This is a genomic window from Peptoniphilus duerdenii ATCC BAA-1640 (assembly GCF_000146345.1).
In the GTDB taxonomy this organism is placed as follows: domain Bacteria; phylum Bacillota; class Clostridia; order Tissierellales; family Peptoniphilaceae; genus Peptoniphilus_B; species Peptoniphilus_B duerdenii.
The window spans coordinates 927086-949948 of record NZ_GL397071.1; the positions used below are offsets into that span (position 1 = coordinate 927086).

Here is a 22863-nt window from a genome sequence, read left to right on the forward strand (position 1 = left end):
TTAAGAATAAAAATTTATAATATTTATTATTCTAATAAAATGATGCAAATAAAGGCTTTTGATTTAGTATAAGAGAGAAGTAATATAGTTATCAGATAATTTATTTATAAAATAATATTGTGAAAACTATTTCTTCGTTGTATAATAAATTCAGATGGACAAAATTATTTCTTTATTTAAGGAGGAAAAAAATGGAAAACAAAAAAGTAAGACCTAATGGCAAAGCCTTGATACCTTTTCTAATTTTCGTACTTTTCTACCTTGGCGTAGGACTTTACTTAAATTACAAAGAAGTTCCGATGGCTTTCTACGTAGTGCCAGCACCTATTTCAGTGCTAGTTGGTATTATATTCGCATTTATAATGTTTAAAGGATCAATCGATTCTAAATTCTCAAACTTCGTTAAAGGATGTGGAGATGAAAACATTATAATCATGTGTATCATCTACATACTTGCAGGAGCTTTTGCTACAGTATCTGGAGCAATGGGCGGAGTTGAAAGTACTGTAAACCTAGGTATGAGTATCATACCTCCACAACTTTTAACTGCTGGTATATTCCTTATGGCAGCACTTATTTCTCTTGCAACTGGAACATCCGTAGGTACCATCACTACAATGTGTCCAATCGCAGTTGGACTTGCTACCCAAGGTGGACTAAGCATGCCACTTACTATAGGAGCTCTAGTTGGAGGTTCTATGTTTGGGGATAACCTATCAGTTATTTCTGATACTACTATCGCTGCTACACGTACCCAAAACGTTGAAATGAGAGATAAGTTTAAGATGAACTTTAAACTAGCTCTTCCTGCAGCTATAATCACATTTGTACTACTTCTTATCTTTGGTAAACCTGAAGTAGTTACCCAAGGCGGACCTTACGAATACTCATTTGTAAAAGTTATTCCATATATAGTTGTACTTGTTTCAGCTCTACTTGGATTCAACGTATTCTTAGTACTTACCTCAGGTATTTTACTTTCTGGTATTATTGGTATCGCTACACATTCATTTACTCTTCTTGAACTTCCTGGACACATTTACACAGGATTCTCTGGAGTATTTGAAATATTCTTACTTTCAATGTTAACCGGTGGTCTAGCTTACATGGTTAGAAACGAAGGTGGTATTGAATGGATAATTCAAAAGACTAAGAAATTCTTAAAGGGATCTAAATCAGCAGAAGTTGGTACTGCAGTACTAATCAGTGCTCTTGATGCAGCAGTTGCAAACAACACTGTAGCTATCATCATCGCTGGTCCTGTTGCAAAAGAATTCTCAAACGAATATAAAATGGACCCTAGAAGATCAGCTTCACTTCTTGATACTTTCTCTTGCGTAATGCAAGGATTTATCCCTTACGGAGCTCAACTTCTTATAGCAGCAAAATTAACTGAAGGCGCAGTAAGTACCTTCCAAATCATGCCATTCTTATGGTATCAATTTATACTTGCGGTTGTGGCTATAATCTCTGTTTACATTCCATTTACAGAACCTAAAGATAAATGGAACTATGAATATGATATGCCACAGTCAAAAGCAAAAGAATTTATAGACAAGGGCATTGCCCCACAAGACGCAAAAATAGCTTAATTTTAGGAGGAAATAATGAACACAAGAGACGAACTAATGAAAATGGGAGTAGGAACACAAGCAATTCACGGAGGCACTGTACATGATCAATACGGCGCACTTGCTACTCCAATCTACGCTACATCAACTTTTATATTTGATTCAGCTGAACAAGGTGGAAGAAGATTTGCACTTGAAGAAGATGGATACATCTATTCAAGACTTGGAAACCCAACCAACTCAATGGTAGAAAACAAAGTTGCACTACTTGAAGGAGCAGAAGCTGCTCTATCTACTGCATCTGGAATGGGCGCTATTACATCAGCAATCTGGCCATTTATCAAAGCTGGAGACCATATACTAGCATCTAAGACTCTTTATGGATGTACATTTGCTTTCTTAGAACATGGACTTACTAGACTAGGAATCGATGTTGAATTTATAAACATGGCTGACCTAGACGAAGTAAAAGCTAAAATAAGAGACAACACTAGAATAGTTTATCTAGAAACTCCTGCAAACCCTAACATGGACATCTGCGATATCGAAGAAATATCTAAGATAGCTCATGAAAAAGAAGGAAGAATGGTTATAGTAGATAACACTTACTGTACTCCATATATTCAAAAACCACTTTCACTAGGAGCAGATTTAGTAGTTCACTCAGCAACTAAGTACCTAAACGGACACGGAGACGTTATCGCCGGATTCGTTGTAGGATCTGCTGAACTAGTTGCACAAGCAAGACTAGTTGGTCTAAAAGATATGACAGGAGCTGTACTAAGCCCATTTGAAGCATACCTAATCAACAGAGGACTTAAAACTCTTCACCTAAGAATGGAAAGACACTGCGAAAACGCAATGAAGATCGCAGAATTCTTAGAAAAACATGAACAAGTAGCTTCTATCCAATACCCAGGACTTAAATCATTTAAGTTCTATGATCTTGCTAAGAAACAAATGAGACTTCCAGGCGCTATGATTTCATTCGAACTTAAAGGCGGAATCGAAGCAGGAAGAACTCTTATGAACTCTGTTAAACTTTGTACATTAGCTGTTTCACTAGGTGACTGTGAAACTCTAATCCAACATCCAGCAACTATGACTCACAGCCCATACACAGCTGAAGAAAGAGCAAAAGCTGGTATAACAGACGGTATGGTTAGACTTTCAGTAGGTCTTGAAAATGTTGACGATCTAATCGCTGACCTTGATCAAGCACTTGCTAAAATCAAATAAATAAAATAAAATTAATATTAATAAAAAGGCTTGGTTCATATCAAGCCTTTTATTAATTTCTAAACTCTGTTAAAATATATAGGAAAGGTCGGGTGAAATATGGATTATCAAGAATATGTTGAATTAAGAGAATATTTTGTAAAATTAATAGAAGAAAAAAACTTAAAAGAATTAAAACAAGTAGTATCTGAAATGAACGTAGTCGATATTGCAGAAGTAATAGAGGACTTAGAAGATAAACAGATGCTTTTAGTATTTAGAATGCTTCCAAAGGATATGGGCTCCGACGTATTTTCCTACATGGAAATGTACAACAAAAAGAGAATTATAAACTCTATTACAGATGAAGAGCTTCACTCAATCCTAGATGAACTATACTTCGATGATATGGTCGACGTTATAGAAGAGATGCCAGCTAACGTAGTTACCAAGGTTCTTAAAAAAGCACCGGCAGATAGGCGTAAACTAATAAACGACTTTTTAAGATACCCTGAGGATTCAGCTGGATCTATAATGACCATAGAGTATGTATCCTTAAAGCCAGAGATGACAGTTAAGGAAGCTTTAGACTATATCAAAAAAGTTGGAATAGATAAGGAAACCATCTACACATGTTACGTTGAAAATGAATACAAGATGCTAATCGGTTTTGTATCTTTAAGAACAATAGTAACATCAGATGAAACACAAATTATTAAAAATATAATGGAGGAAGACGTCATCTTCGTAACGACACAGGACGACCAAGAAGAAGTAGCAGACATCTTCACAAGATATGGTTACTTGGCACTACCGGTAGTTGACCAAGAACACAGATTATGCGGAATTATAACATTCGACGATATTTTGGACATAGTTGAAGCGGAAGCTACAGAAGACTTTCACAAGATGGCAGCGGTAGCACCATCAGATGACGAATACCTAGATCAAAGTGCGTGGCAACTTGCGAAGAACAGAATACCTTGGCTTTTAATACTTATGATTTCAGCAACAGCAACCACAGCAATCATAGGAAGATTCGATGCACTTATCGCACAGTACGTAGTCTTGTCATCATTTATACCTATGATAACAGACACAGGCGGTAACGCAGGTTCACAAGCTTCTACGGTAGTTATCCGTGCCATGGCAACAGGAGAAATCGGTTTTGGAGACGGATTAAAAGTAATATGGAAAGAAATAAGAGTAGGAATGATAGCAGGAGCAACCCTTGGCCTTGCAAACTTTTTTAGGATTTGGCTATTTACATCAAATGGACCACTTCTAGCGGGAATGGTATCAGTAACAATACTATTTACAGTGCTATTTTCAAAACTACTAGGAGCGCTTCTTCCGATACTTGCTAAGAAAGTAAATCTAGACCCTGCAATCATGGCATCTGCACTGATTACAACCATCATAGACTCATTGGCACTAATGGTATACTTCTTGATGGCAGAAGCATTCTTAGGAATATAATTTAAAAAATAAAATTAAGGACCGAAAGGTTCTTTTTTTATGAAACGAATAAGTCGGAAAATAATTTTAAATTTTGAAAAATTTTAGAATATAATTTTAAAAATAAAAAAAGCCCCTAAGGGCTTATATTAATTTAGAGACGCTTTTAGATCATCTTCAACGCTTCCAGTAGGTGAAATATTATAATTTTCTACCAAGTAGTTTAGAACATTTTCTGAAAGGAATGCTGGAAGTGTAGGTCCTAGTTTTATATTTTTAATTCCAAGGTATAGAAGTGTTAGTAGGATACATACCGCCTTTTGTTCATACCAAGATAAAATCATGGAAAGAGGAAGTTCATTTACTCCACAGTTAAATGCATCTGCAAGAGCTAGGGCAATTTTGATTGCGCCATAGGCATCATTACATTGTCCAACATCAAGTAGTCTTGGGATTCCATCTATATCTCCTAGATTTAAATCGTTGAAACGATACTTTCCACAAGCAAGAGTTAAAATCACAGAATCTTTAGGAGCTTTTTCTACAAACTCTGTATAATAATTTCTTCCAGGGCGTGCTCCGTCACAACCACCTACAAGGAAGAAATGAGAGATATGCCCACTCTTTACAGCGTCAACTACCTTGTCTGCAATACTTAAAACTGTATTGTGGCCAAAACCTGTGGTTACACTTTTTCCACCATTTATACCAGTGAATTCTTTATTTTCAGTATATCCACCTAGTTCAAGAGCTTTTTCTATAACTGGTGTAAAATCTTTTTCTTCACCTATATGGGTAAGCTCAGGGAAAGAAACTACTTCTGTTGTAAAGACTCTGTCCTTGTAAGATTCTTTTGGTGGCATTAGGCAGTTTGTAGTGAAGAGTATCGGTGCAGGGATATTATCGAATTCCTTTTGTTGATTTTGCCATGCAGTTCCGAAATTTCCCTTTAGGTGGGAGTATTTCTTTAGTTCTGGATAGCCATGGGCAGGGAGCATTTCTCCATGGGTGTAGATATTTATTCCCTTGCCTTCAGTTTGTTCTAGTAAAAGTTTTAAATCGTATAGATCGTGACCAGTGATAACTATAAATGGTCCTTTTTCTACTTCTAAACTTACTTCTGTTGGAGTTGGATTTCCAAAAGTTTCTGTGTTTGCCTTATCTAAAAGTTCCATACATTTTAAATTTACTTTACCAACTTCTAAAACTATTGGAAGTAGGTCATCCATTTTTAAATCTTCATTACCAATTACGTCAAGTGCTCGTACTAAGAATTCGTCCACTTCGTCATCACTATAACCTAAGATCATTGCGTGGTATGCATAAGCAGCCATGCCACGAATACCAAAGAGAATTAAAGACTTCAAAGAACGGATATCTTCATCTGTAGACCAAAGTCTATTAAGGTCGTAATCATCGTATTCTCCAAAAGTTTTATCGCATTTAGAACAGTGTGGGACGATGCTTTTTCTTTCTTCTAGAACTTTATCTATCATTTCCTTTACGGTCTCATCGTTGAAATTTACATTTGTTACAGTAGTGAAAAGCCCTTCCAAAATAATTTTGCAGGTTTCTTTTCTTGGTAGTCCAGTGTTTTTTGCACTTTGTGCAAGACCTATAAGCGCTCCTGTTAATTTATCTTGCAAGTTTGCAACGGTAGCTGATTTTCCACATACACCAGCACATCCGGTACAAGCTTGTGAACGAGAAGTCTGTTCACATTGAAAACAAAACATTTGATTATTCATAATTACCTCCTAAAATTTACCTTTTAATTATCTTGTATATAGAATATAATTGTTTTAAAGATAGTTCCGTTGTTATAACAACAAAAATAAAAAAGGTTAGAGAATGAAAGAAATAATTTTAAAGTCCAAAATTTTTAAAAATATAGAAGAAAATGAAGTAGATCTTCTTCTTAAATGTATCAATAACTATAGGAAAACTTTTAAAAAAGGTGAGGTTATACTTAGAGAAGGGGAAAAAACAGAGTACATGGGAATAGTTATAACTGGCAGCGTCGTAGTGGAAAGAGCAGACCTTTGGGGTAACAACACGGTGCTTGGTGTGATTTCGCCTGGAGGAATATTTGCAGAGACCTATGCAATATTAAATGATGAGCCACTGATGATAAATGTGTATGCAAATGAAAAATCTGAAATTTTATTTTTAAGGACCAATGAAATATTTAAAACCTGTGAGAAATCTTGTAATTTCCACGACCAACTAATACTTAATCTAATACGAATAGCTTCTTTTAAAAATTTAAATCTCTCAAGAAAAATTCTCCACACAGGACCTAAAACCATTAGAGGCAAACTGCTTTCATTCTTTTCTGAATGGGTGAAGAAGGAGAAGTCACTTTCTTTTTCCATTCCGTATGATCGTCAACAATTGGCAGACTACCTATCCGTGGACAGATCTGCTATGTCAAACGAGCTTTCAAAGATGCAAAAGGAAGGAATCTTAGAATTTAAAAAGAATAAATTTAAAATTATAGATGAAAATATTATTTTTTAATTCGTTGTTAAAACAACGCAAAAATATTTTCTAATTGGGTAAAATTATCATTAAGAGATAGAAATTAATGAAAGGAGAAAAAAATGACAAGAGAAGAAAGAATCGATTTGATCAAATCTTACTTAAAAAGACTAGGTGCAGGAGAAGACTTGGAATCTGTAAGGGAAGATTTTAAAAAGAATTTCGAAGGAGTAGATGCCACAGAAATCATGGCAGCGGAAGAAAGCCTTATAAGAGAAGGAACTCCTGTTTCAGAAATACAAAAGCTTTGCGACATACACTCAGCCTTATTTCACAAGGAAGACAAAGATCCTAGTAAAAGCGTGGACCTAATAAAAAATACGGAAAATAAAATCGATAGAGGATTATTTGAAAAGAAGTTTGAAATTGCAGAAGAACTAATAAACACTAAAGGTCATCCGCTAAATATATTCCATCTTGAAAATGAAGCCCTCGGAAAATTAATTGAAAAAGCGAAAGTTGCCCTTGAAAAGAAAGAAAATTACTACGATGCTTTTCTTGAAATGAGAAATTTAAGCATCCACTATGCGAAAAAGGGGGACCTTCTATATCCTCATCTCGAAGCTGGATTTGGAATAGTAGGACCATCCAATGTAATGTGGACCCATGATGACGAAATCAGAGCAGAACTGAAGAAACTTCTTTCAAACAAGGATAAGGCAGAAGAAAATATAGAAAGATTTAAAACTCTTCTTACGAGAATCGAAGAGATGATCTACAAAGAAGAAAAGATTCTATTCCCAAACTGTGCAGTTCATTTTAAAAAAGATGATTGGATAGGAATTTACAAAGATATGAAGGACTACGACATCGCCTTTGGAGTAAATGAAACCTGGGATGAAGCTGAGGAAGCTAAAGAAGAATTTAAACTAAAGATTGAAAATGAAGTGTACCTATCAGGCGGACATATGAATATCAATGAATTAAATTCTGTTTTAAATTCAATACCAGCAGAAATAACCTTCGTAGATAAAAATAATATCAACAAATATTTCAACGAGGGAGAAAAGTTGATGAAGAGACCGAAGATGGCAATCGATAGAAATGTCATGACCTGCCACCCACCAAAGGTACAAGCGATTGTAAATGCAATCATCGATGATTTTAGAAATGGAAGAAAGGACAACGTCCCAATCTGGATGGAAAAAGCAGGAAGGACACTATATGTAAATTACATCGCAGTAAGAGATGAAAAAGGAGAATATCTAGGAACATTGGAACTTGTGCAAGATATGACCTTTGCGAAAAAACATTTTTTAGGATAATTAATAACAATTTTTAGATGCTCTAGCAGACTGTTTCAACCAATCGGCTCTACCTCTTGGGAAACAGGTTGCATCACACCTATTAAGACTCACAACGCTTATCAAGTTAGGTGTAGAACGTAGAGCATCTATTTTTTATGTAATTTAATTATTTCTTCGTGGGAGATTTAAATGCTATCCAGATAGCGTGAGAGATAATGATTATTAATTAGAAAATTTAAAATTATCTTATTTGCTTAAACTATGTCTTAGAAGGTTATACCCATTCGAAGCCCTAGCCGAAATCTTCGATTTCGCAGCAGGTCTTGTGCAAAGATTTCCAAAGAAGCCAAACGAAGTGAAGGCTGATTTGTAGAACTCGACTGCTCGGCTATGGAAGCAAAATGCTTCCGCTACAAGTGTGATATTTTTTCCTATATTAAACATATATATAAAATAAAAAGCTCCAAAAGAGATTCCGTCTGGAAGAAACTCATCAAAATTCAAACCTAAGGAGACCGACCACAAATCGCACTGTTTGAGCGAAGCGAGTTGCGATTTGTAGGTCGACGTGGTTTAGAATTTTTGAGTTTCTGTAATCGGAATCGTCTTGGAGCTTTTATTTTATTAAAACTCATTTACATATACTAGGTCTATTGAGCCCTAACCCTCAATTTTGCTTAGAGTGACTGTAGTTGGGAGGATAATTGTAGCCTCGAAGCCTTAGCCGAAATCTTTGATTTCGTCGCAGGTCTCGTGCATTTCCAAAGATGATGGAATGTCTAAAATGGCAAATAGATCAAGGTTCACCTTATAAAAAAAGTTACTTTCAAAAATTATACGAATTATAGTTTAACTTATGAGTATAATAGATTGAAACTTTTTTAAATAGAAGAAATATACACAAATAAGTAACAACAAAACTATATCTTTTTGTTAAATAATTCAGATGGTTAGAATAAATAAGTATTTTATAAATTCTATCACATTGTAAATATTTAACGATTTTAAAATTATTTGTATAAATTTCTTACTCGTGGTACCATATTTATAACAAAAAAGATATGAAAGGAGATAAGGCTTGGATACACAAAACATAAACAAATGGATAAAAGATAATAAAATTCAAAAAATTCCGAAGAAAGAAAAAGACAAGATAGAATTATTTAATTATATAGCTAATTTAACCTTTGAAAAAAACGTACAATATACTGAAAAAGAAATTAATGAGAAATTAAAAAATTTCTATATTGATTATGCGTTATTAAGAAGATACATGGTAGATTATAAAATATTATCTAGAACAAGAGATTGTAAGACATATTGGTATTAGATCATTCGAAAGATTTATCATTAATTTAATAATATTATTTGTGCAACTATTATATGTAAATGTTTATAAATAGATTTGATAATAGTGTAATTTAATTACAACTTAATAAATGTATTTAATGCTTATCGATTATCACATGCCTATTCTCGTTTTACTAATAAAATTAATGAGCAAAAAATAATGAAGCAACCAAAGAAATTATCTAGGTTGCTTTTTTTATACTTTATTTACTTATCTCAGTTTCATCTTCACCGATTCAAACAACTTCTTGGTATATTCGGCTCGTCCTTCTTCAAATAATTCTTCTGCGTTAAAGACTTCTTGCAATACTCCATTGTGGAGCACGGCGATTCTATCGCAGAGGTATTCGATTACGTTTAAATCGTGGGATATAAATATACAAGTGAAATTATATTTTTCTTGAAGTTCATTTAAAAGATTTAAAACTTGCGCTTGCACTGATACGTCAAGGGCGCTTACTCCTTCGTCTATTACCACAAGTTCTGGCTCAACGATTAACGCTGATGCGATGGAAATTCTCTGTCTCTGTCCTCCTGAGAGTTCGTTTGGATACTGTTCCATAACAGAAGGTCTCATTTCTACGTCTTCTAAGATTTTTTCCGCCATTTCAATTCTTTCACTCTTAGTTCCAATCTTTTGAATGTCGAGGATCTCCATTAATGACCAACCGATCTTCTTCTGAGGATTAAGTGATGAATATGGATCTTGGAATACCATTTGAACTTTTCTTCTATAGTCAAAGAGTTCTTTTTTATCAAAGGTTTCTATATCTTTTCCTTCAAAATAAATCTTGCCTGAAGTTGGTTTTATTAATTTGAGTATCGCCTTGCCTAGGGTACTCTTTCCAGAGCCACTTTCTCCAACCAAGCCAAAGATTTCGTTTCTATTTACAGTTAGACTCACATCGTCCAGTGCTTTAAAATATTTCGTCGGTTCAAAGAGACTGTCCTTTTTCATTTTATATTCTTTTGTGAGATTTTCTATTCTTAATATTTCAGCCATTGTTACCTCCGTATAGGTGACAATAGACGATTCTTCCAGAGTCTTCTGTCGGTCCTGGGAAGGACTCTTTACATATATCCATACTGTACTCGCATCTATCGTGGAACGGACAACATTCGTTCTTTCTTTCCCTTAGTGCTGGCACTTGTCCTGGAATATTGTAGAGTTTTTCGTTTCTCTTTTTATAGGAAGGTATCGCTTTTAACAGTCCCTTTGTATATGGATGCATAGGATTATCTATTATTACATCCACAGGACCTGATTCTACGATTCTTCCTGCATACATTACAAGGACTCTCTTACAGATTCTAGATACCAATGTTAAATCGTGGGTTATAAATAATATTCCGCCGTGGTAGATCTGTTCGATTTCTTTAAAGAGACTTAAAATTTGCATCTGTATCGTCGCATCTAGAGCTGTGGTAGGTTCGTCTGCTATTAATATTCTTGGGTTTGCTATAAGTGCTACGCAGATCATAATTCTCTGTTGCATTCCTCCAGAAAGTTCGTGAGGATACATATTGTAGAGTTTTTTTACATCTCTTAGTCCTGCGTTTTCCATGGTTTTATATACCAGTTCGCGTCTTTTATTCTTGTCAAAATCGTAGTGAATCTTCAGAACTTCTTCTATTTGACTTCCAACACGCATAAGTGGATTTAGTGCGGTCATTGGTTCTTGGAAGATCATTGAAATACTTCTACCTCTGTACTTCATCCACTCATCTTCTGTAAAATTAAGGAGGTTTTCATCTTTTAAATTAACTTCTCCTGAAATAATCTTGGCGTTTGGATGTTGGATGCCCAAAATTGTTTGAGCTGTTACAGATTTACCACAGCCACTTTCACCAACAAGTCCGACGAAATCATCTTCATAAATGTCAAAAGATACATGATTGACTGCATTTTTAACTTCGCCTTGGAAATCAAATCCCACAGTCAAATCTTTTATTTCTAATAGTTTCTTCATCATTTTTTCTTTTCCTTAAATCTCTTGTCGCGAAGGGCATCTCCAAGTAATGTAAATCCAAATACCATTAGGGATAGAATAATCCCAGTTGAATAGAAGTACCATGGAGCTTGGTTGAAGTAGCTTTGGGCTTCTTTAAGCATCCTGCCCCAGGAAGGAGTAGGAGGTTTTATTCCAAGTCCTAGATAGCTTAGTCCCGCTTCTGAAATAATCGTCGAACTGATTGCGAGGGTTATCGCAACGGTAAGTTGGTTTTTTATATTTAAAATTATGTGGTGTATGGCGATGTGAAAGCCGTTTGCTCCCTTTGCCCTTGCACCACGAACGTAGTCTCTCTTCTTAACTTGTAAAAATCCTGACCGAGTAACCCTTGAGAAGTATGGAACTCCCATGATACCAAGAGCAATTATCGTGTTTTCGATTCCAGGTCCAAATACTGACACGAGCATGATTGCAAAAAGTATTCCTGGAAAAGCCATAAGGGCGTCTATTATTCTCATGAGCACTTCGTCCACTTTGCCACCTAAGTATCCGCTAAATCCACCGATTAAAAGTCCAATTATAAATGCGACACTGACAGCTCCTACTGATAGTAAGAATGCTGATTGGGTGCCCACCATAAGTCTTGAGAGAATATCTCTACCGAAATTGTCCGTACCGAAGAGGTAGGTTGAGTTCGGCGGGGTGAACTTTATATCAGAATTTATTTCATAAGGGTTGTGGGGAGTCCAAAAGAAACTTACTACAAACACTACGGCAAAAAATATTATGATGATCTTGCCCAGTTTTATTCCAAATTTATTCGTCTTCATCATTCACCTCTGATTCTTGGGTCTATGACTCTATAGAGTATGTCGACAAAGAAATTTATCAGGATAACCATAGAGGCGATGGCAACTACGACAGATTGGATAAGCGGGAAGTCACGACTGGATACACTCTCTACTATAAGGGAACCAAGCCCAGGTAGAGCAAATACATTTTCAATTACTATGGAGCCACCGATACTTGAGGTAAGGATGATTCCAAGAATTGTAATTACAGGTATAAGTGCATTACGAAGGACGTGTCTGTATAAAATCTTATTTATTTTAAGTCCTTTAACTCTTGCGGTCCTCACATAGTCACGCCTTACTTGATCTAAAATGGAACTCTTTAAATATCTAACGATGGTAGCAATATTTGAAAGAGATATCGCTAGGGAAGGGAGGAAAAACTTGTGAAGTTTATCCAAGAGACTTCCACCCATTGCGTTGTAACCAAAGGTTGGAAACCATTTGAGCTTAAGTGAAAATACCATTATGAGCATAAATGCCAGCCAAAAGCTTGGTATCGATATGCCCAGTTGAGTAATCCAACTTGCAAGGGTTCCGTACCAGGTGTTCTCCTTCGAGGCTATCCAAATTCCAAGGGGAATTCCTATTGCCACAGTTAGAAATAGTGAATAGAGAGTTAAGAAAAATGTAACAGGAAATCTCTTTACGAAAAGATCTTTTACACTTACTCCATATTTAAGAGACTTGCCCATATCCAAACGGGCAAGTCCTTTTATCCATTCAAAATATCTTACAGGCATAGGTTTATCTATGCCCAATTCTTTTTCAAGTTTTTCAATTTGTGCTTGGTCAGCTTCAACTCCGAGTATTATTTCCGCAGGATTTCCTGGAAGCACTTGAAATACCAAAAATATCATGATGCTTACCAAGAATAGGGTTAATATTACGGAGATGAGCTTGTTTACAAATATTTTCATCTTTATTATTTAGTGAATTCTAGATCCTCAAAGTTTCTCTTTTGAATAGGATATAGTTCAAGTCCACTAAGTCCTTTCCTCATTGCTAATATAATATTAGGGTCTTGTAAGAATACTGAAGCGTGATCTTCTACTAGAGCCTTTTGAGCGTTTTTGTAGTGTTCTACTGCTTCGTTTTCGTCTTTTGCAGTGTTTGCAAGGTTCATTTCTTCATCAAACTTAGCTGATTTGAAATTGATGAAGTTGGATTTGTTTTCAGAAGTATATCTTTCTAGAATTTGGTTAGGGTCTAGGTATCCGATAAATCCAATGATAGTTGATTCAAATTCTCTGCCTTTGTAAACTTTGTCTAACCAAGTTGCAAATTCGATTGGTTCGATGCTCATGTTTACTCCAACTTGTTTAAGTTCTGATTCGATAAATTCTGCTGTATCAACGTGGAATTTATAATCTGATGGAACTTTACATACAAGATTGAATCCATTTTCATATCCGGCTTCTTTTAGAAGTGCCTTAGCTGCTTCTTTGTCAGATTTGTAGTATTCTCCCAAGTCGTTGTAGTACTTTGGAAGTGCAGGAGAGAAGTTAGAAAATACTTTTGCTGCTCTTCCGCCTGCCACTGTCTTTATAAGTTCATCTCTATCTATTGCCATGTTAAGAGCTTCTCTTACCTTAGGGTCTTTAAGTGGACCGAAGTCATTATTTAAAGCAAAGGTTTGAACTAAGTTTTGTGGTCCTTCGATGATGTTTGCATAGTCCTTTACTTGGTCTGCTTCTTCAGAAGATAGACCAGGAGTTACGTCGATTTCTCCATTTTGAAGAGCCATTAACATAGTTTGAGAGTCTTTCATTCTAATTATTTCTAAGTTTTTGATCTTTGCAATGTGATCTTTGTTGTGATAGTCGTCGAATCTTTCTAGTTTTAAAATTTCTCCAGGTACATAGGATACAAATTTATATGGTCCAGTTCCCACAGGGTTTGTATCTTGATCTTCGTATCCCTTTGGAAGAATAGCCTTCAAAGTAAGATATATAAATGAATTTTGTCTTTCTTTTAAGGTTACTTTAACTGTGTAGTCATCTTCTGCTTCTACGCTCTTAATAATTTCAAACTTAGTTGAAAGAGGTTCCTTAGAAGTAAGTCCTGCTTGTAGATCATAAGTATAGACTACGTCTTCTGCCTTGAAATCTTTTCCGTTGTGGAATTTTACACCTTGTTTTAATTTAAAAGTGTAAACAAGACCGTCATCAGAAACTTCATAAGATTCTGCTAGATCTCCAACTAATTTACCGTCCTTATCTGTGTCAAATAGTCCGTCGAAGATTTGATCTAGGACTGTTTCTGTATCTCCTGCAGTTATCTTAGTTGGGTTTAATCCGTCGAGTTCAGTTTGAATTGCGACTCTTACAGTGTCGTTCTCAGCTGCGCCTGTATCTTTGTTTGCGTTGTCTGTTTTTCCACAGGCAGTTAGTACAAGCATTAGTGCTAGTGATAAGATTACCTTTTTGATTTTCATTTCTCCTCCAATTTCAAAAGTGGTACCCCTAAATTTTTTAGGGTTTTGTTAATAGTGGCGATAACTTTTAGTTTGTCCTGACACCATTTAGGTTCAACTAGGAGAGATTTAACTGGATCTCCCGTTATTCTAAATAGTACAATATCCCTTTTTAATCTGCAGATAGCATTGACTACAGATCTTACATAAGTTTCCATATCTATGGTAGACACTTCGCCTCTTACGTATTCTTCGTAAATATTGGAACCTCTTTCTATGTAGAAAGAATGAATCTTTATTCCCAGAGGATGAATTTCATTTATGTAGTCGATAGTATTCATAAAATCCGTCTCATCTTCACCGGGAAGCCCGAAGATTACGTGAGTTGTAACATCTATACCCAAATTTATTAAATTCCTTACATTTTTATCAAAAGTTTTATGAGAGTAGCCTCTTCTAATATATTCGATGGTCTTCTCGTTTACAGTTTGAAGTCCAAGTTCAATATTTAGATCCGTAACTTTATTTAATTCCTCTAGAAGTTCTAAAATTTCGTCGCTTAGACAGTCGGCTCTAGTTGCAATCGTAAGTCCAACCACTCCAGGATATTCTATGGCTTCGTAAAAAATCTTGCGAAGGTAGTCCACATCTCCATAAGTGTTTGTGAAACTTTGAAAATATGCTATATATTTTTTTGCGTTCCATTTCTTCTTTAAAAATTCTATTTGAGATTCTATTTGATCTTTTATAGAGTCTTTAGAGTTTGCTGCAAAGTCACCGGCACCAAGCTTTGAACAGAAGATACAACCAGTATTTCCTAAAGTTCCATCTCTATTTGGACAGCTTAGTCCAGAACTTAGAGATAGCCTAGCTACTTTTTCATGATACTTTTCTTTGTAATAAATATCTGCACTTAGGTACCTACTCATTTTCTCACCATCTCTATTTTACCATAGATGGAGTATCGTTTTAAGTGTTTACAGCAAATCTTAGAAAAAAATTTAACAATCTTTATGCTACGATATTATTACCAGTTGTAGCCTTTGTGTTATAATAGTTTTGGTGACATTATGAAACAAAAGTATAACAACTATATAATCATGGCAAATGAATTTTTGCTTAAATCTGAATATATAAAAGCACAAGAGGCATATATAAAATCTTTGGAGTTTGCAAAGACTAAAAAGGAGCTTACAGATTCATATTTTGAAATCGCAGACATCTATTTAATCGAAGGCGAAAACGAAAAGGCACTTGCAACTTTTAAGAAGATTATAGAAATCGACGACAGTCTCCCAGGTTCTTACTATGGTATTGCTGTTTACTACGATCTTAAAAATGATTTGGATATGGCAAAGAAATATTATGAACTTGCAATCTCAAAGGATGAAACCTATGACAGAGCGTACTACTACCTCGCCCATATTTTAGATAGAATGGGAAAAAAGGACGACGCGATGGAATGTCTCTTTAGATGCATCGAACTAGATCCTTATGACTATGTTTCTTACAACGATCTCGGTTCTTTCTATGAGGAGAGAAGTGAATATGAAACGGCGCTTAAGTATATAGACAAGTCTCTTGAAATTTGCCCGTCTTATTTCAGAGCACTCTACAACAGAGGGGTGGTCCTATACAAGATGGGAAAACCTGAAGAAGCACTTGAAGAATATAAAAAGGCGCTGGACGAATCTACAGAAGATGACATCTACCTAAATATGTCTGCAATATATATTTCAAAGAAGGATTATAAAAGTGCGATTGAAATACTTTTGGAAGGAATAGAAGAAAATCCAGATTCAGAAAATTTATACTACAATCTCGGATGTTCTTACGAAAAGCTTGGCAAAAGAGCAGAAGCTGTAGTTGCAATTAAAAAGTCCATAGAACTCAACGAAAAGATTTTGGACTTTGCAAAAAATGATATAGATATGAAGAAAATTTTAGAAGAGGAGGATTTAATTGGTTAACATATACACGAAAAAAGATGTTTTAGGCATGATCGAAGCTGGCAAGGTCCTAGCAGAAGTCCACAGAAGACTTAGAACATTTATTAAAGAGGGAGTCACAACACTTGAAATCGACGCCTATGTAGAAAGTATTTTAAAAGAATTTGGAGCAACAGCAGAACAAAAAGGTTACGAAGGATTTCCGTATGCAACATGTGCATCAGTAAACGACGAAATCTGTCATGGATTCCCAACTGAGTACGCACTTAAAGATGGAGATATTGTAACCATAGATATGGTTGTAAACTTAAATGGATCTCTTGCAGACTCAGCATGGACCTATGCAGTTGGAGATATAAGCGAAGAAGCAAGACATTTAATGGATACAACTTTAAAATGCTTGTACCTTGGAATAAAAGAAGCAAAAGTTGGGAATAGACTTGGAGATATTGGACATGCAATTCAAAGCTACGCAGAGGGAGAAGGATTCTCTGTGGTAAGAGAGTTTGTCGGCCACGGCATCGGCAAGACTATGCACGAAGATCCACAGGTGCTCCACTATGGAGAAGCTGGTCGTGGACTTAGAATCCAAGAGGGAATGGTGTTTACCATCGAGCCGATGATTAACGAAGGCACATTTAATTTAAAGATAGACAAGAACGGTTGGACTGCTAGGACGAGAGACGGTAAACTCTCCGCCCAATACGAACATCAACTTGCAATTACAAAGGATGGACCGATTATTATAACTGATCAAGGAGACACCAATCCATTTGAAGGTGAATAGATGAAAAAAAAGATAGACCTGCTAAATGGACCGATCTATAGAACCCTGATCAAGATGTCATTGCCACTTATGGGAACGGCATTTATACAGATGGCATATTCATTTATCGATTTGATTTGGCTAGGTAAACTTTCCACAGATGCCGTAGCAGCAGTCGGAACCTGTGGTTTTTTTGTTTGGATTGCCAATTCGCTTATGCTCGTTGGTAAGACTGGAGTCTCAGTTGGACTTAGTCAAGCCTACGGTAGGGGCAATGAAAGAGAAGCAAAGGAAGTGTTCAAGGCTTCTGCCACTGTAAATCTAATCATCTGCGTACTCATCACGGCATTTTATTTGATATTTAAAGAAAATCTCGTAGATATATTCCATTTGGAAGAGAGTGTAAAACTTCTTGCAATAGATTATTTTGTAATAGTTACTATAGGACTTATATTTTTATTTGCAAATCCGGTGCTTCATGCATCATTTCTTGCAAAGGGAAACTCGGTAACGCCTTTTATAGTTTCAATCGTTTCCTTAATTATAAATATAGTACTAGATCCGATCTTAATCTTTGGAATCGGACCATTTCCTAAGATGGGAGTTAAAGGTGCCGCCCTTGCGACGGTACTTGCACAGGCGGTTGGATTTTTCCTAACCATGTATGCGGGAATAAAGGGACAAGAAATATTCGTAAGGATTAAATACTTTTCAAAAGTATCTTTTAACTATGTAAAAGGAGTTTTAAAACTTGGAGTGCCAGCCTGTGCTCAATCTATAATTCACGCCTTGGTAAGTCTCTACTTAAACATCTACATCGCAAGCTATGGAGCTGCGGCGATAGCTGCCTATTCAATAGGATCTCAGATAGAGAGTATCGCGTGGATGAGTAGTGAAGGATTTGCCAGTGCCTTTGCAGCATTTTTCGGACAAAATTACGGTGCAAAGAAGTTTGACAGATTAAAAGAAGCTAGAAGAAAAGGTCTCGTTATAATTTCTTTAATCGGAGGATTTGCAACGATACTACTATTTACAAAGGCGGAAGAACTATTTACATTCTTCATTCCAATCGACAAAGAAGCCATAAGAATAGGAGCAATGTACCTCATGGTCATCTCTCCATCGGAATTGTTTATGACTTTGGAAATAGGAACCACAGGAATGATGAGTGGTCTTGGACTTACAAAGTATCCTGCACTGGTTGGGCTAGTATTTAATGTGTTTAGAATTCCAATGGCAAAACTTCTTATGCCAATCTACATGGTAGGTGGAATCTGGGCAGCAATGAGTCTAAGCTCCATCTTAAAAGGGATATTCTTACTCATTGGGTACGAAGTATACAGCAGAAGGACCAATGGATTTACAGAAAATATGGCAAACTATATAAGTGAAAATTAATAAGGAGAAAATATGAAACAATTAGAAATAAATAAAGAAGATAAATTCGCGATAATTCACACAAATCTTGGAGATATCAAGGTGAAGATGTTAGAAGAAGCAGCGCCACTTGCGGTGGAAAATTTCTTGACCCATGCAAAGAATGGCTACTATGACAATACAATCTTTCACAGAGTTATAAAAGATTTTATGATTCAAGGTGGAGATCCAGAAGGTACAGGACGTGGCGGTGAATCCATCTGGGACAAACCATTTAAAGATGAATTTAGCATCGACTTTAGAAATATTAGGGGAGCTCTTTCCATGGCAAACGCAGGACCATCTACAAATGGAAGCCAATTCTTCATCGTGCAAGGTCCAAAGATAACTGAAGATATCATTGGACAGATGAAAGAACTTGGAGAAAAGGGCGGATTTCCTGACGAAGTTGTAAAAGCTTACTCTGAACTTGGGGGAGCATACTGGCTAGATGGAAAGCACACAGTATTTGGTCAAGTAGTTGAAGGAATGGATATAGTTGATGCGATTGCTAACGCTGAAACAGGATTTATGGATAAACCTGTTGAAGATGTGGTAGTTAAAAATATAGAAGTTCTAGATTAAAAATTTTATGATAATTGCTACCATGTCGGTTCTTGATATTATAAGCTCCGATATGGTAAGATTTAAATGATTATAGGGGAGATTCCCCTTATGCTACTGTAGCTCAGCTGGCAGAGCAGTGCACTCGTAACGCACAGGCCAAGGGTTCGAGCCCCTTCAGTAGCTCCATTTTTTTACAGAGGGAATTAAATGATACAGATAAAAGAAGTAAAAACTAAGGATGACTTTGAAAAATTCTACGGAATTTATGAAAAAGTCTATGGAGATAATCCGTACTTTGTCTATCCGATAAAGAAAGATTATTTAAAATATATAAAAGGGCAAAATAATGACCTCGGTATGTTTCCATACATAACCATTATGGCTACAGATGAAAATGAAGATTGCCTAGGAAGGCTAATTGCATTTGTAGACACAAAATTAAATGATTATAACGGATTAAAAGTTGGATATATTGCAGAATATGAAGCTGTAGATAATTTAGAAGTTTCAAAAAAACTTTTGGATAGGGCGGTTGAATTTTTTAAATCTCAAGGAATGGACACGGCTAAGGGACCGGTTGCTCTTCCAGGAGGAGATGATAATAGAGGATTTATCATCGACAATTTCGATAGAATGCCATCCATAATGAACAAGTTCAATCCGCCATACTACAACGATCATTTCACAGAGTTTGGATTTGAAAAGTACCACGATGTCTACGCATACAGAGCAGAGATTAATGATCTTGAAGACAAAGTTGCAAAGCTTGAAGTGCTTCTACCTAAGATTGAAGAGAGGTACGGATACAAGGTTTACACGGCAGACATGAAGAACAATCTTAAAAGAGAGACGGAATCTGTTTACCAAGTTCTTGAAAAGGGAATGCCAGAAGAATGGGAAGACTTCAGTCCAATTAGCAAAGAAGAAATCACAAATATAGTAAACGCCATAAAACCTTATGCAGATGAAGATCTCATCATGATTGCTAGAAATAACGAAGGCGAGCCGATAGGATTTACATTAGCCCTACCAGATTACAATGAAATACTTAAGGATTTCAAAGGTAAACTTGGACCAATTGAAGCAATCAAATTTCTACTAAGAAGAAAATCTATAAAAAGACTTAGAGTTTTTGTGCTTTTTGTAATACCTGAATACAGAGATAAGGGTGTGACCTCAGCCATGTATTTTAAATCTTTTAAAAATGCTGCGAAAAAAGGTTATAGATATCTAGAAGGCTCAACCATTTGGGACTACAACAAAAAGATGCAAAATGATATAGAAAAATTCGGAGCAACCATAGACATAACTTATAGAATATATAGGAAGAGCATATGAAGTACGTACCAATATCCGCATTTATACTATATTTAATAATGCTATTTGCAATAAGAAAAGAGATTGGCGAAGATTTAAAAAGGACAGGCGAGTTAGTAGATATAAAGAGAAACAAACTCTACTTCATCCTAATATTTATTGCCAATATAAATCTTTTAGTAGTGGACTTAGTAAGACCGGTGCCAGGATATTTAAATAGAAATATTATGAAGTACCCAGGAATATTTCTATATGTTTATGGACTTCTCCTAACAATCTATGTAGTTGCAACCATAAAGGACAGCATGAGAGGACCAAACGCAGATAAGATGAAGGAGTTTGACGGAGAGGACGCTTATACAATAAATAGAAATCCGCTTTACAAAGCACTTATGTTAATCACAGCGGGACACCTTGTGACTACGACCAGGCTTTCATTTATATTTTTATTTATAGTGACGGTGCTTCTTGTAATCTCACAAACTTTGAAAGAAGAAAGAGCGCTGCAAACTAGGTATGGCAAGAAATATCTAAGATACAAAAATAAGATAAAGAGATTTTAAAATTTAAAATTATAAAATAAAGTCGCTTCGGCGGCTTTTTTGTTTAAGCAAATTTACATTTTTACAAAATATCGCCAAAGTTTTAATAAAAAATTTAAGGGTAAAAAATTATTGTAAAGAAAATTTTTAAATGAGAAAGGAAGGAAAAAATGCACGAAGGATTAAAGAAGAGAAGAAGTTATTATAATATTGGAAGAGATATCCCGGTGTCACAAGAAGAAGTTATAAATCTTGTAAAAGAAGTGGTACACCAAGTTCCAGATTCCTTTAACAATAAATCCCAATCAGTAGTTCTTGCACTAGGTGAATATCAAGATAAGCTTTGGGATGCGATTTACGATGTGTTTGGCGGCAAAGTTCCAAGAGAAAAGATCGATTCATTTAAGAATGGTTACGGAACAGTTCTATACTTTATAGACAAGCAAAAAGTTGAAAACCTAAAGGAACAATTCCCGGCATACAGCGATAGATTTGATGAATGGAGCCACGTTGCCAACGGAATGCTTCAAATAAATATCTGGACTGAGCTTAGAAATCTTGGCATCGGCGCAAGCATCCAACACTACAATCCAGTTATAGATGATGTGGTTAAAGAAATGTTTGACGTGCCAAAAGATTGGATCTTGGTAGGACAGATGCCATTTGGACAAATCTTAGAAGAACCAGAACCAAAAGATCGTGGCAATGTTGAAGATAGGCTAAAGATATTTAAATGATTGGATATTTAAAAGCTTTAGATGACAACTACATCTGGACCATTGAAAAGGATGGAGAATTAATAGTTGTAGATCCATCGACGGTGGAAGAAGTAGTCGAAAAAATTGAAAAAGAAAATCTAAAATTAAAAGCCATACTACTAACCCATAAGCATGGAGACCACACCGGTGGAGTAAAAATTTTAAAAGAGAAATATAATCCGGTGGTCTATGGACCTAAAGAAGTTAAAAATCTCTGCACAGAAGACGAAGTAGTAGGAGATGGGGACTCCATCGAAATCATGGGCATGAGGATTGAAATTATAAAGTCAAATGGTCACACAGAAGATCATGTTTCTTATTTATTCGATGGAAATCTATTCTGCGGCGATTCACTATTTTCAGCAGGAGTCGGTAGAGTTTTCACAGGAGATTATAAATCTTCATATGAAACCATGGAGAGATTTAGAGAACTTCCCGATGATACAAAAGTCTACCCAGCTCATGAATACACAGTATCCAATTTGAAATTTGTACTAAGCCTTGGAGAAAATAAAAGAGTGGAAGAAGAACTTAAATGGGCAAGAAATGTAGTTGCAAAAGGCGGATGCACACTACCAACTACCATTGGAAAAGAAAAAGAAATCAATCCATTCCTTATGGCAAATAGTTTGGAAGAATTTAGAAAGTTAAGAGATTTAAAAGATAGATTTTAGATTTTTATAAGAACGATTAAAAGAGCAGTTTCGACTGTTCTTTTTTTGTTGGAATTAATATTTATTTAATTTACAATGTGGGTACAATTAAATTCAGCCGCCAGGCGTACAACAATATTGCCTACAATTTATCCTCGTAGCGGAAGCATTTTGCTTCCACAGCCGAGAGGCTTTACATAGAAATACCTAAGGAAGGCAGTCACCCTGAGCGGAGGGTGGAGGTTTACCGACACCCGTAGTCGAATGGGTATAACCCCGGCGGGGTCATGT

The 22863-nt window shown here is 35.7% G+C and carries 21 protein-coding genes and 1 tRNA gene; 15 read left to right on the forward strand and 7 right to left on the reverse strand.

Annotation, left to right across the window (positions count from 1 at the left end):
• Positions 1-191 precede the first annotated feature (191 nt).
• The 3 genes from HMPREF9225_RS04140 to mgtE all read left to right on the forward strand — a co-directional run bounded on the left by HMPREF9225_RS04140 (position 192) and on the right by mgtE (position 4268).
• Positions 192-1592: a Na+/H+ antiporter NhaC family protein gene (locus HMPREF9225_RS04140; RefSeq protein WP_008901688.1), complete on the forward strand. Its 1401-nt coding sequence runs from the start codon at positions 192-194 to the stop codon at positions 1590-1592.
• 15 nt (positions 1593-1607) lie between these two features.
• Positions 1608-2810 carry a methionine gamma-lyase gene (gene megL, locus HMPREF9225_RS04145; protein WP_008901689.1) on the forward strand — a complete coding sequence of 401 codons (1203 nt, stop codon included), beginning with the start codon at positions 1608-1610 and terminating at the stop codon, positions 2808-2810.
• Between the two features lie 99 nt (positions 2811-2909).
• Positions 2910-4268: a magnesium transporter gene (gene mgtE / locus HMPREF9225_RS04150; RefSeq protein WP_008901690.1), complete on the forward strand. Its 1359-nt coding sequence runs from the start codon at positions 2910-2912 to the stop codon at positions 4266-4268.
• 128 nt (positions 4269-4396) lie between these two features.
• Here mgtE and hcp read toward each other — a convergent pair whose 3' ends face one another.
• The gene (gene hcp / locus HMPREF9225_RS04155) at positions 4397-5995 is read right to left on the reverse strand and encodes a hydroxylamine reductase (RefSeq protein ID WP_008901691.1); all 1599 of its coding nucleotides are present in this window, start codon (positions 5993-5995) and stop codon (positions 4397-4399) included.
• A gap of 103 nt (positions 5996-6098) precedes the next feature.
• Here hcp and HMPREF9225_RS04160 point away from each other — a divergent pair, with 103 nt between their 5' ends.
• The 3 genes from HMPREF9225_RS04160 (at position 6099) to HMPREF9225_RS04170 (ending at position 9365) form a co-directional block, all read left to right on the forward strand.
• Positions 6099-6767: a Crp/Fnr family transcriptional regulator gene (locus tag HMPREF9225_RS04160; protein WP_008901692.1), complete on the forward strand. Its 669-nt coding sequence runs from the start codon at positions 6099-6101 to the stop codon at positions 6765-6767.
• An 83-nt stretch (positions 6768-6850) separates the two neighbouring features.
• Complete coding sequence (locus HMPREF9225_RS04165) at positions 6851-8053, forward strand: DUF438 domain-containing protein (RefSeq protein WP_008901693.1); 1203 nt, start codon at positions 6851-6853, stop codon at positions 8051-8053.
• Between the two features lie 1060 nt (positions 8054-9113).
• A complete protein-coding gene (locus tag HMPREF9225_RS04170) occupies positions 9114-9365 on the forward strand; it encodes a DUF2087 domain-containing protein (RefSeq protein ID WP_008901694.1) in 252 nt (83 codons plus the stop codon).
• A gap of 231 nt (positions 9366-9596) precedes the next feature.
• Here HMPREF9225_RS04170 and HMPREF9225_RS04175 read toward each other — a convergent pair whose 3' ends face one another.
• The 6 genes from HMPREF9225_RS04175 to mnmL are packed head-to-tail and all read right to left on the reverse strand — an operon-like array spanning position 9597 to position 15533.
• Positions 9597-10388, reverse strand: a complete 792-nt coding sequence (locus HMPREF9225_RS04175) for an ABC transporter ATP-binding protein (protein ID WP_008901695.1) — start codon at positions 10386-10388, stop codon at positions 9597-9599.
• Complete coding sequence (locus HMPREF9225_RS04180) at positions 10381-11358, reverse strand: ABC transporter ATP-binding protein (RefSeq protein ID WP_008901696.1); 978 nt, start codon at positions 11356-11358, stop codon at positions 10381-10383. The genes HMPREF9225_RS04175 and HMPREF9225_RS04180 overlap by 8 nt, the downstream gene beginning before the upstream one ends.
• Positions 11355-12167 carry an ABC transporter permease gene (locus HMPREF9225_RS04185; RefSeq protein ID WP_040551311.1) on the reverse strand — a complete coding sequence of 271 codons (813 nt, stop codon included), beginning with the start codon at positions 12165-12167 and terminating at the stop codon, positions 11355-11357. Before HMPREF9225_RS04185 ends, HMPREF9225_RS04180 begins: the two co-directional genes overlap by 4 nt.
• Positions 12167-13108: an ABC transporter permease gene (locus HMPREF9225_RS04190; RefSeq protein WP_008901698.1), complete on the reverse strand. Its 942-nt coding sequence runs from the start codon at positions 13106-13108 to the stop codon at positions 12167-12169. The genes HMPREF9225_RS04185 and HMPREF9225_RS04190 overlap by 1 nt, the downstream gene beginning before the upstream one ends.
• A gap of 5 nt (positions 13109-13113) precedes the next feature.
• The gene (locus HMPREF9225_RS04195) at positions 13114-14625 is read right to left on the reverse strand and encodes an ABC transporter substrate-binding protein (RefSeq protein ID WP_008901699.1); all 1512 of its coding nucleotides are present in this window, start codon (positions 14623-14625) and stop codon (positions 13114-13116) included.
• Positions 14622-15533, reverse strand: a complete 912-nt coding sequence (gene mnmL / locus HMPREF9225_RS04200; protein ID WP_008901700.1) for a tRNA modification radical SAM protein MnmL/YtqA — start codon at positions 15531-15533, stop codon at positions 14622-14624. The genes HMPREF9225_RS04195 and mnmL overlap by 4 nt, the downstream gene beginning before the upstream one ends.
• A gap of 141 nt (positions 15534-15674) precedes the next feature.
• On the opposite strand from mnmL, the gene HMPREF9225_RS04205 reads away from it, so the two are divergent.
• The 9 genes from HMPREF9225_RS04205 (at position 15675) to gloB (ending at position 22593) form a co-directional block, all read left to right on the forward strand.
• A complete protein-coding gene (locus HMPREF9225_RS04205) occupies positions 15675-16574 on the forward strand; it encodes a tetratricopeptide repeat protein (protein ID WP_008901701.1) in 900 nt (299 codons plus the stop codon).
• Positions 16567-17340, forward strand: coding sequence for a type I methionyl aminopeptidase (gene map / locus HMPREF9225_RS04210; protein WP_008901702.1), 774 nt, complete (start codon positions 16567-16569; stop codon positions 17338-17340). Before HMPREF9225_RS04205 ends, map begins: the two co-directional genes overlap by 8 nt.
• Positions 17341-18717: an MATE family efflux transporter gene (locus HMPREF9225_RS04215; protein ID WP_008901703.1), complete on the forward strand. Its 1377-nt coding sequence runs from the start codon at positions 17341-17343 to the stop codon at positions 18715-18717.
• Between the two features lie 12 nt (positions 18718-18729).
• A complete protein-coding gene (locus HMPREF9225_RS04220) occupies positions 18730-19320 on the forward strand; it encodes a peptidylprolyl isomerase (RefSeq protein WP_008901704.1) in 591 nt (196 codons plus the stop codon).
• 92 nt (positions 19321-19412) lie between these two features.
• Positions 19413-19488, forward strand: a tRNA-Thr gene (locus HMPREF9225_RS04225).
• A 21-nt stretch (positions 19489-19509) separates the two neighbouring features.
• Positions 19510-20640: a GNAT family N-acetyltransferase gene (locus HMPREF9225_RS04230; protein ID WP_008901705.1), complete on the forward strand. Its 1131-nt coding sequence runs from the start codon at positions 19510-19512 to the stop codon at positions 20638-20640.
• Positions 20637-21182, forward strand: coding sequence for a methyltransferase family protein (locus tag HMPREF9225_RS04235; protein WP_008901706.1), 546 nt, complete (start codon positions 20637-20639; stop codon positions 21180-21182). Before HMPREF9225_RS04230 ends, HMPREF9225_RS04235 begins: the two co-directional genes overlap by 4 nt.
• A gap of 149 nt (positions 21183-21331) precedes the next feature.
• Positions 21332-21898, forward strand: a complete 567-nt coding sequence (locus HMPREF9225_RS04240; RefSeq protein ID WP_008901707.1) for a nitroreductase family protein — start codon at positions 21332-21334, stop codon at positions 21896-21898.
• Entirely contained in the window at positions 21895-22593 is a 699-nt protein-coding gene (gene gloB / locus HMPREF9225_RS04245) for a hydroxyacylglutathione hydrolase (RefSeq protein ID WP_008901708.1), read from the forward strand. Before HMPREF9225_RS04240 ends, gloB begins: the two co-directional genes overlap by 4 nt.
• Positions 22594-22863 lie beyond the last annotated feature (270 nt).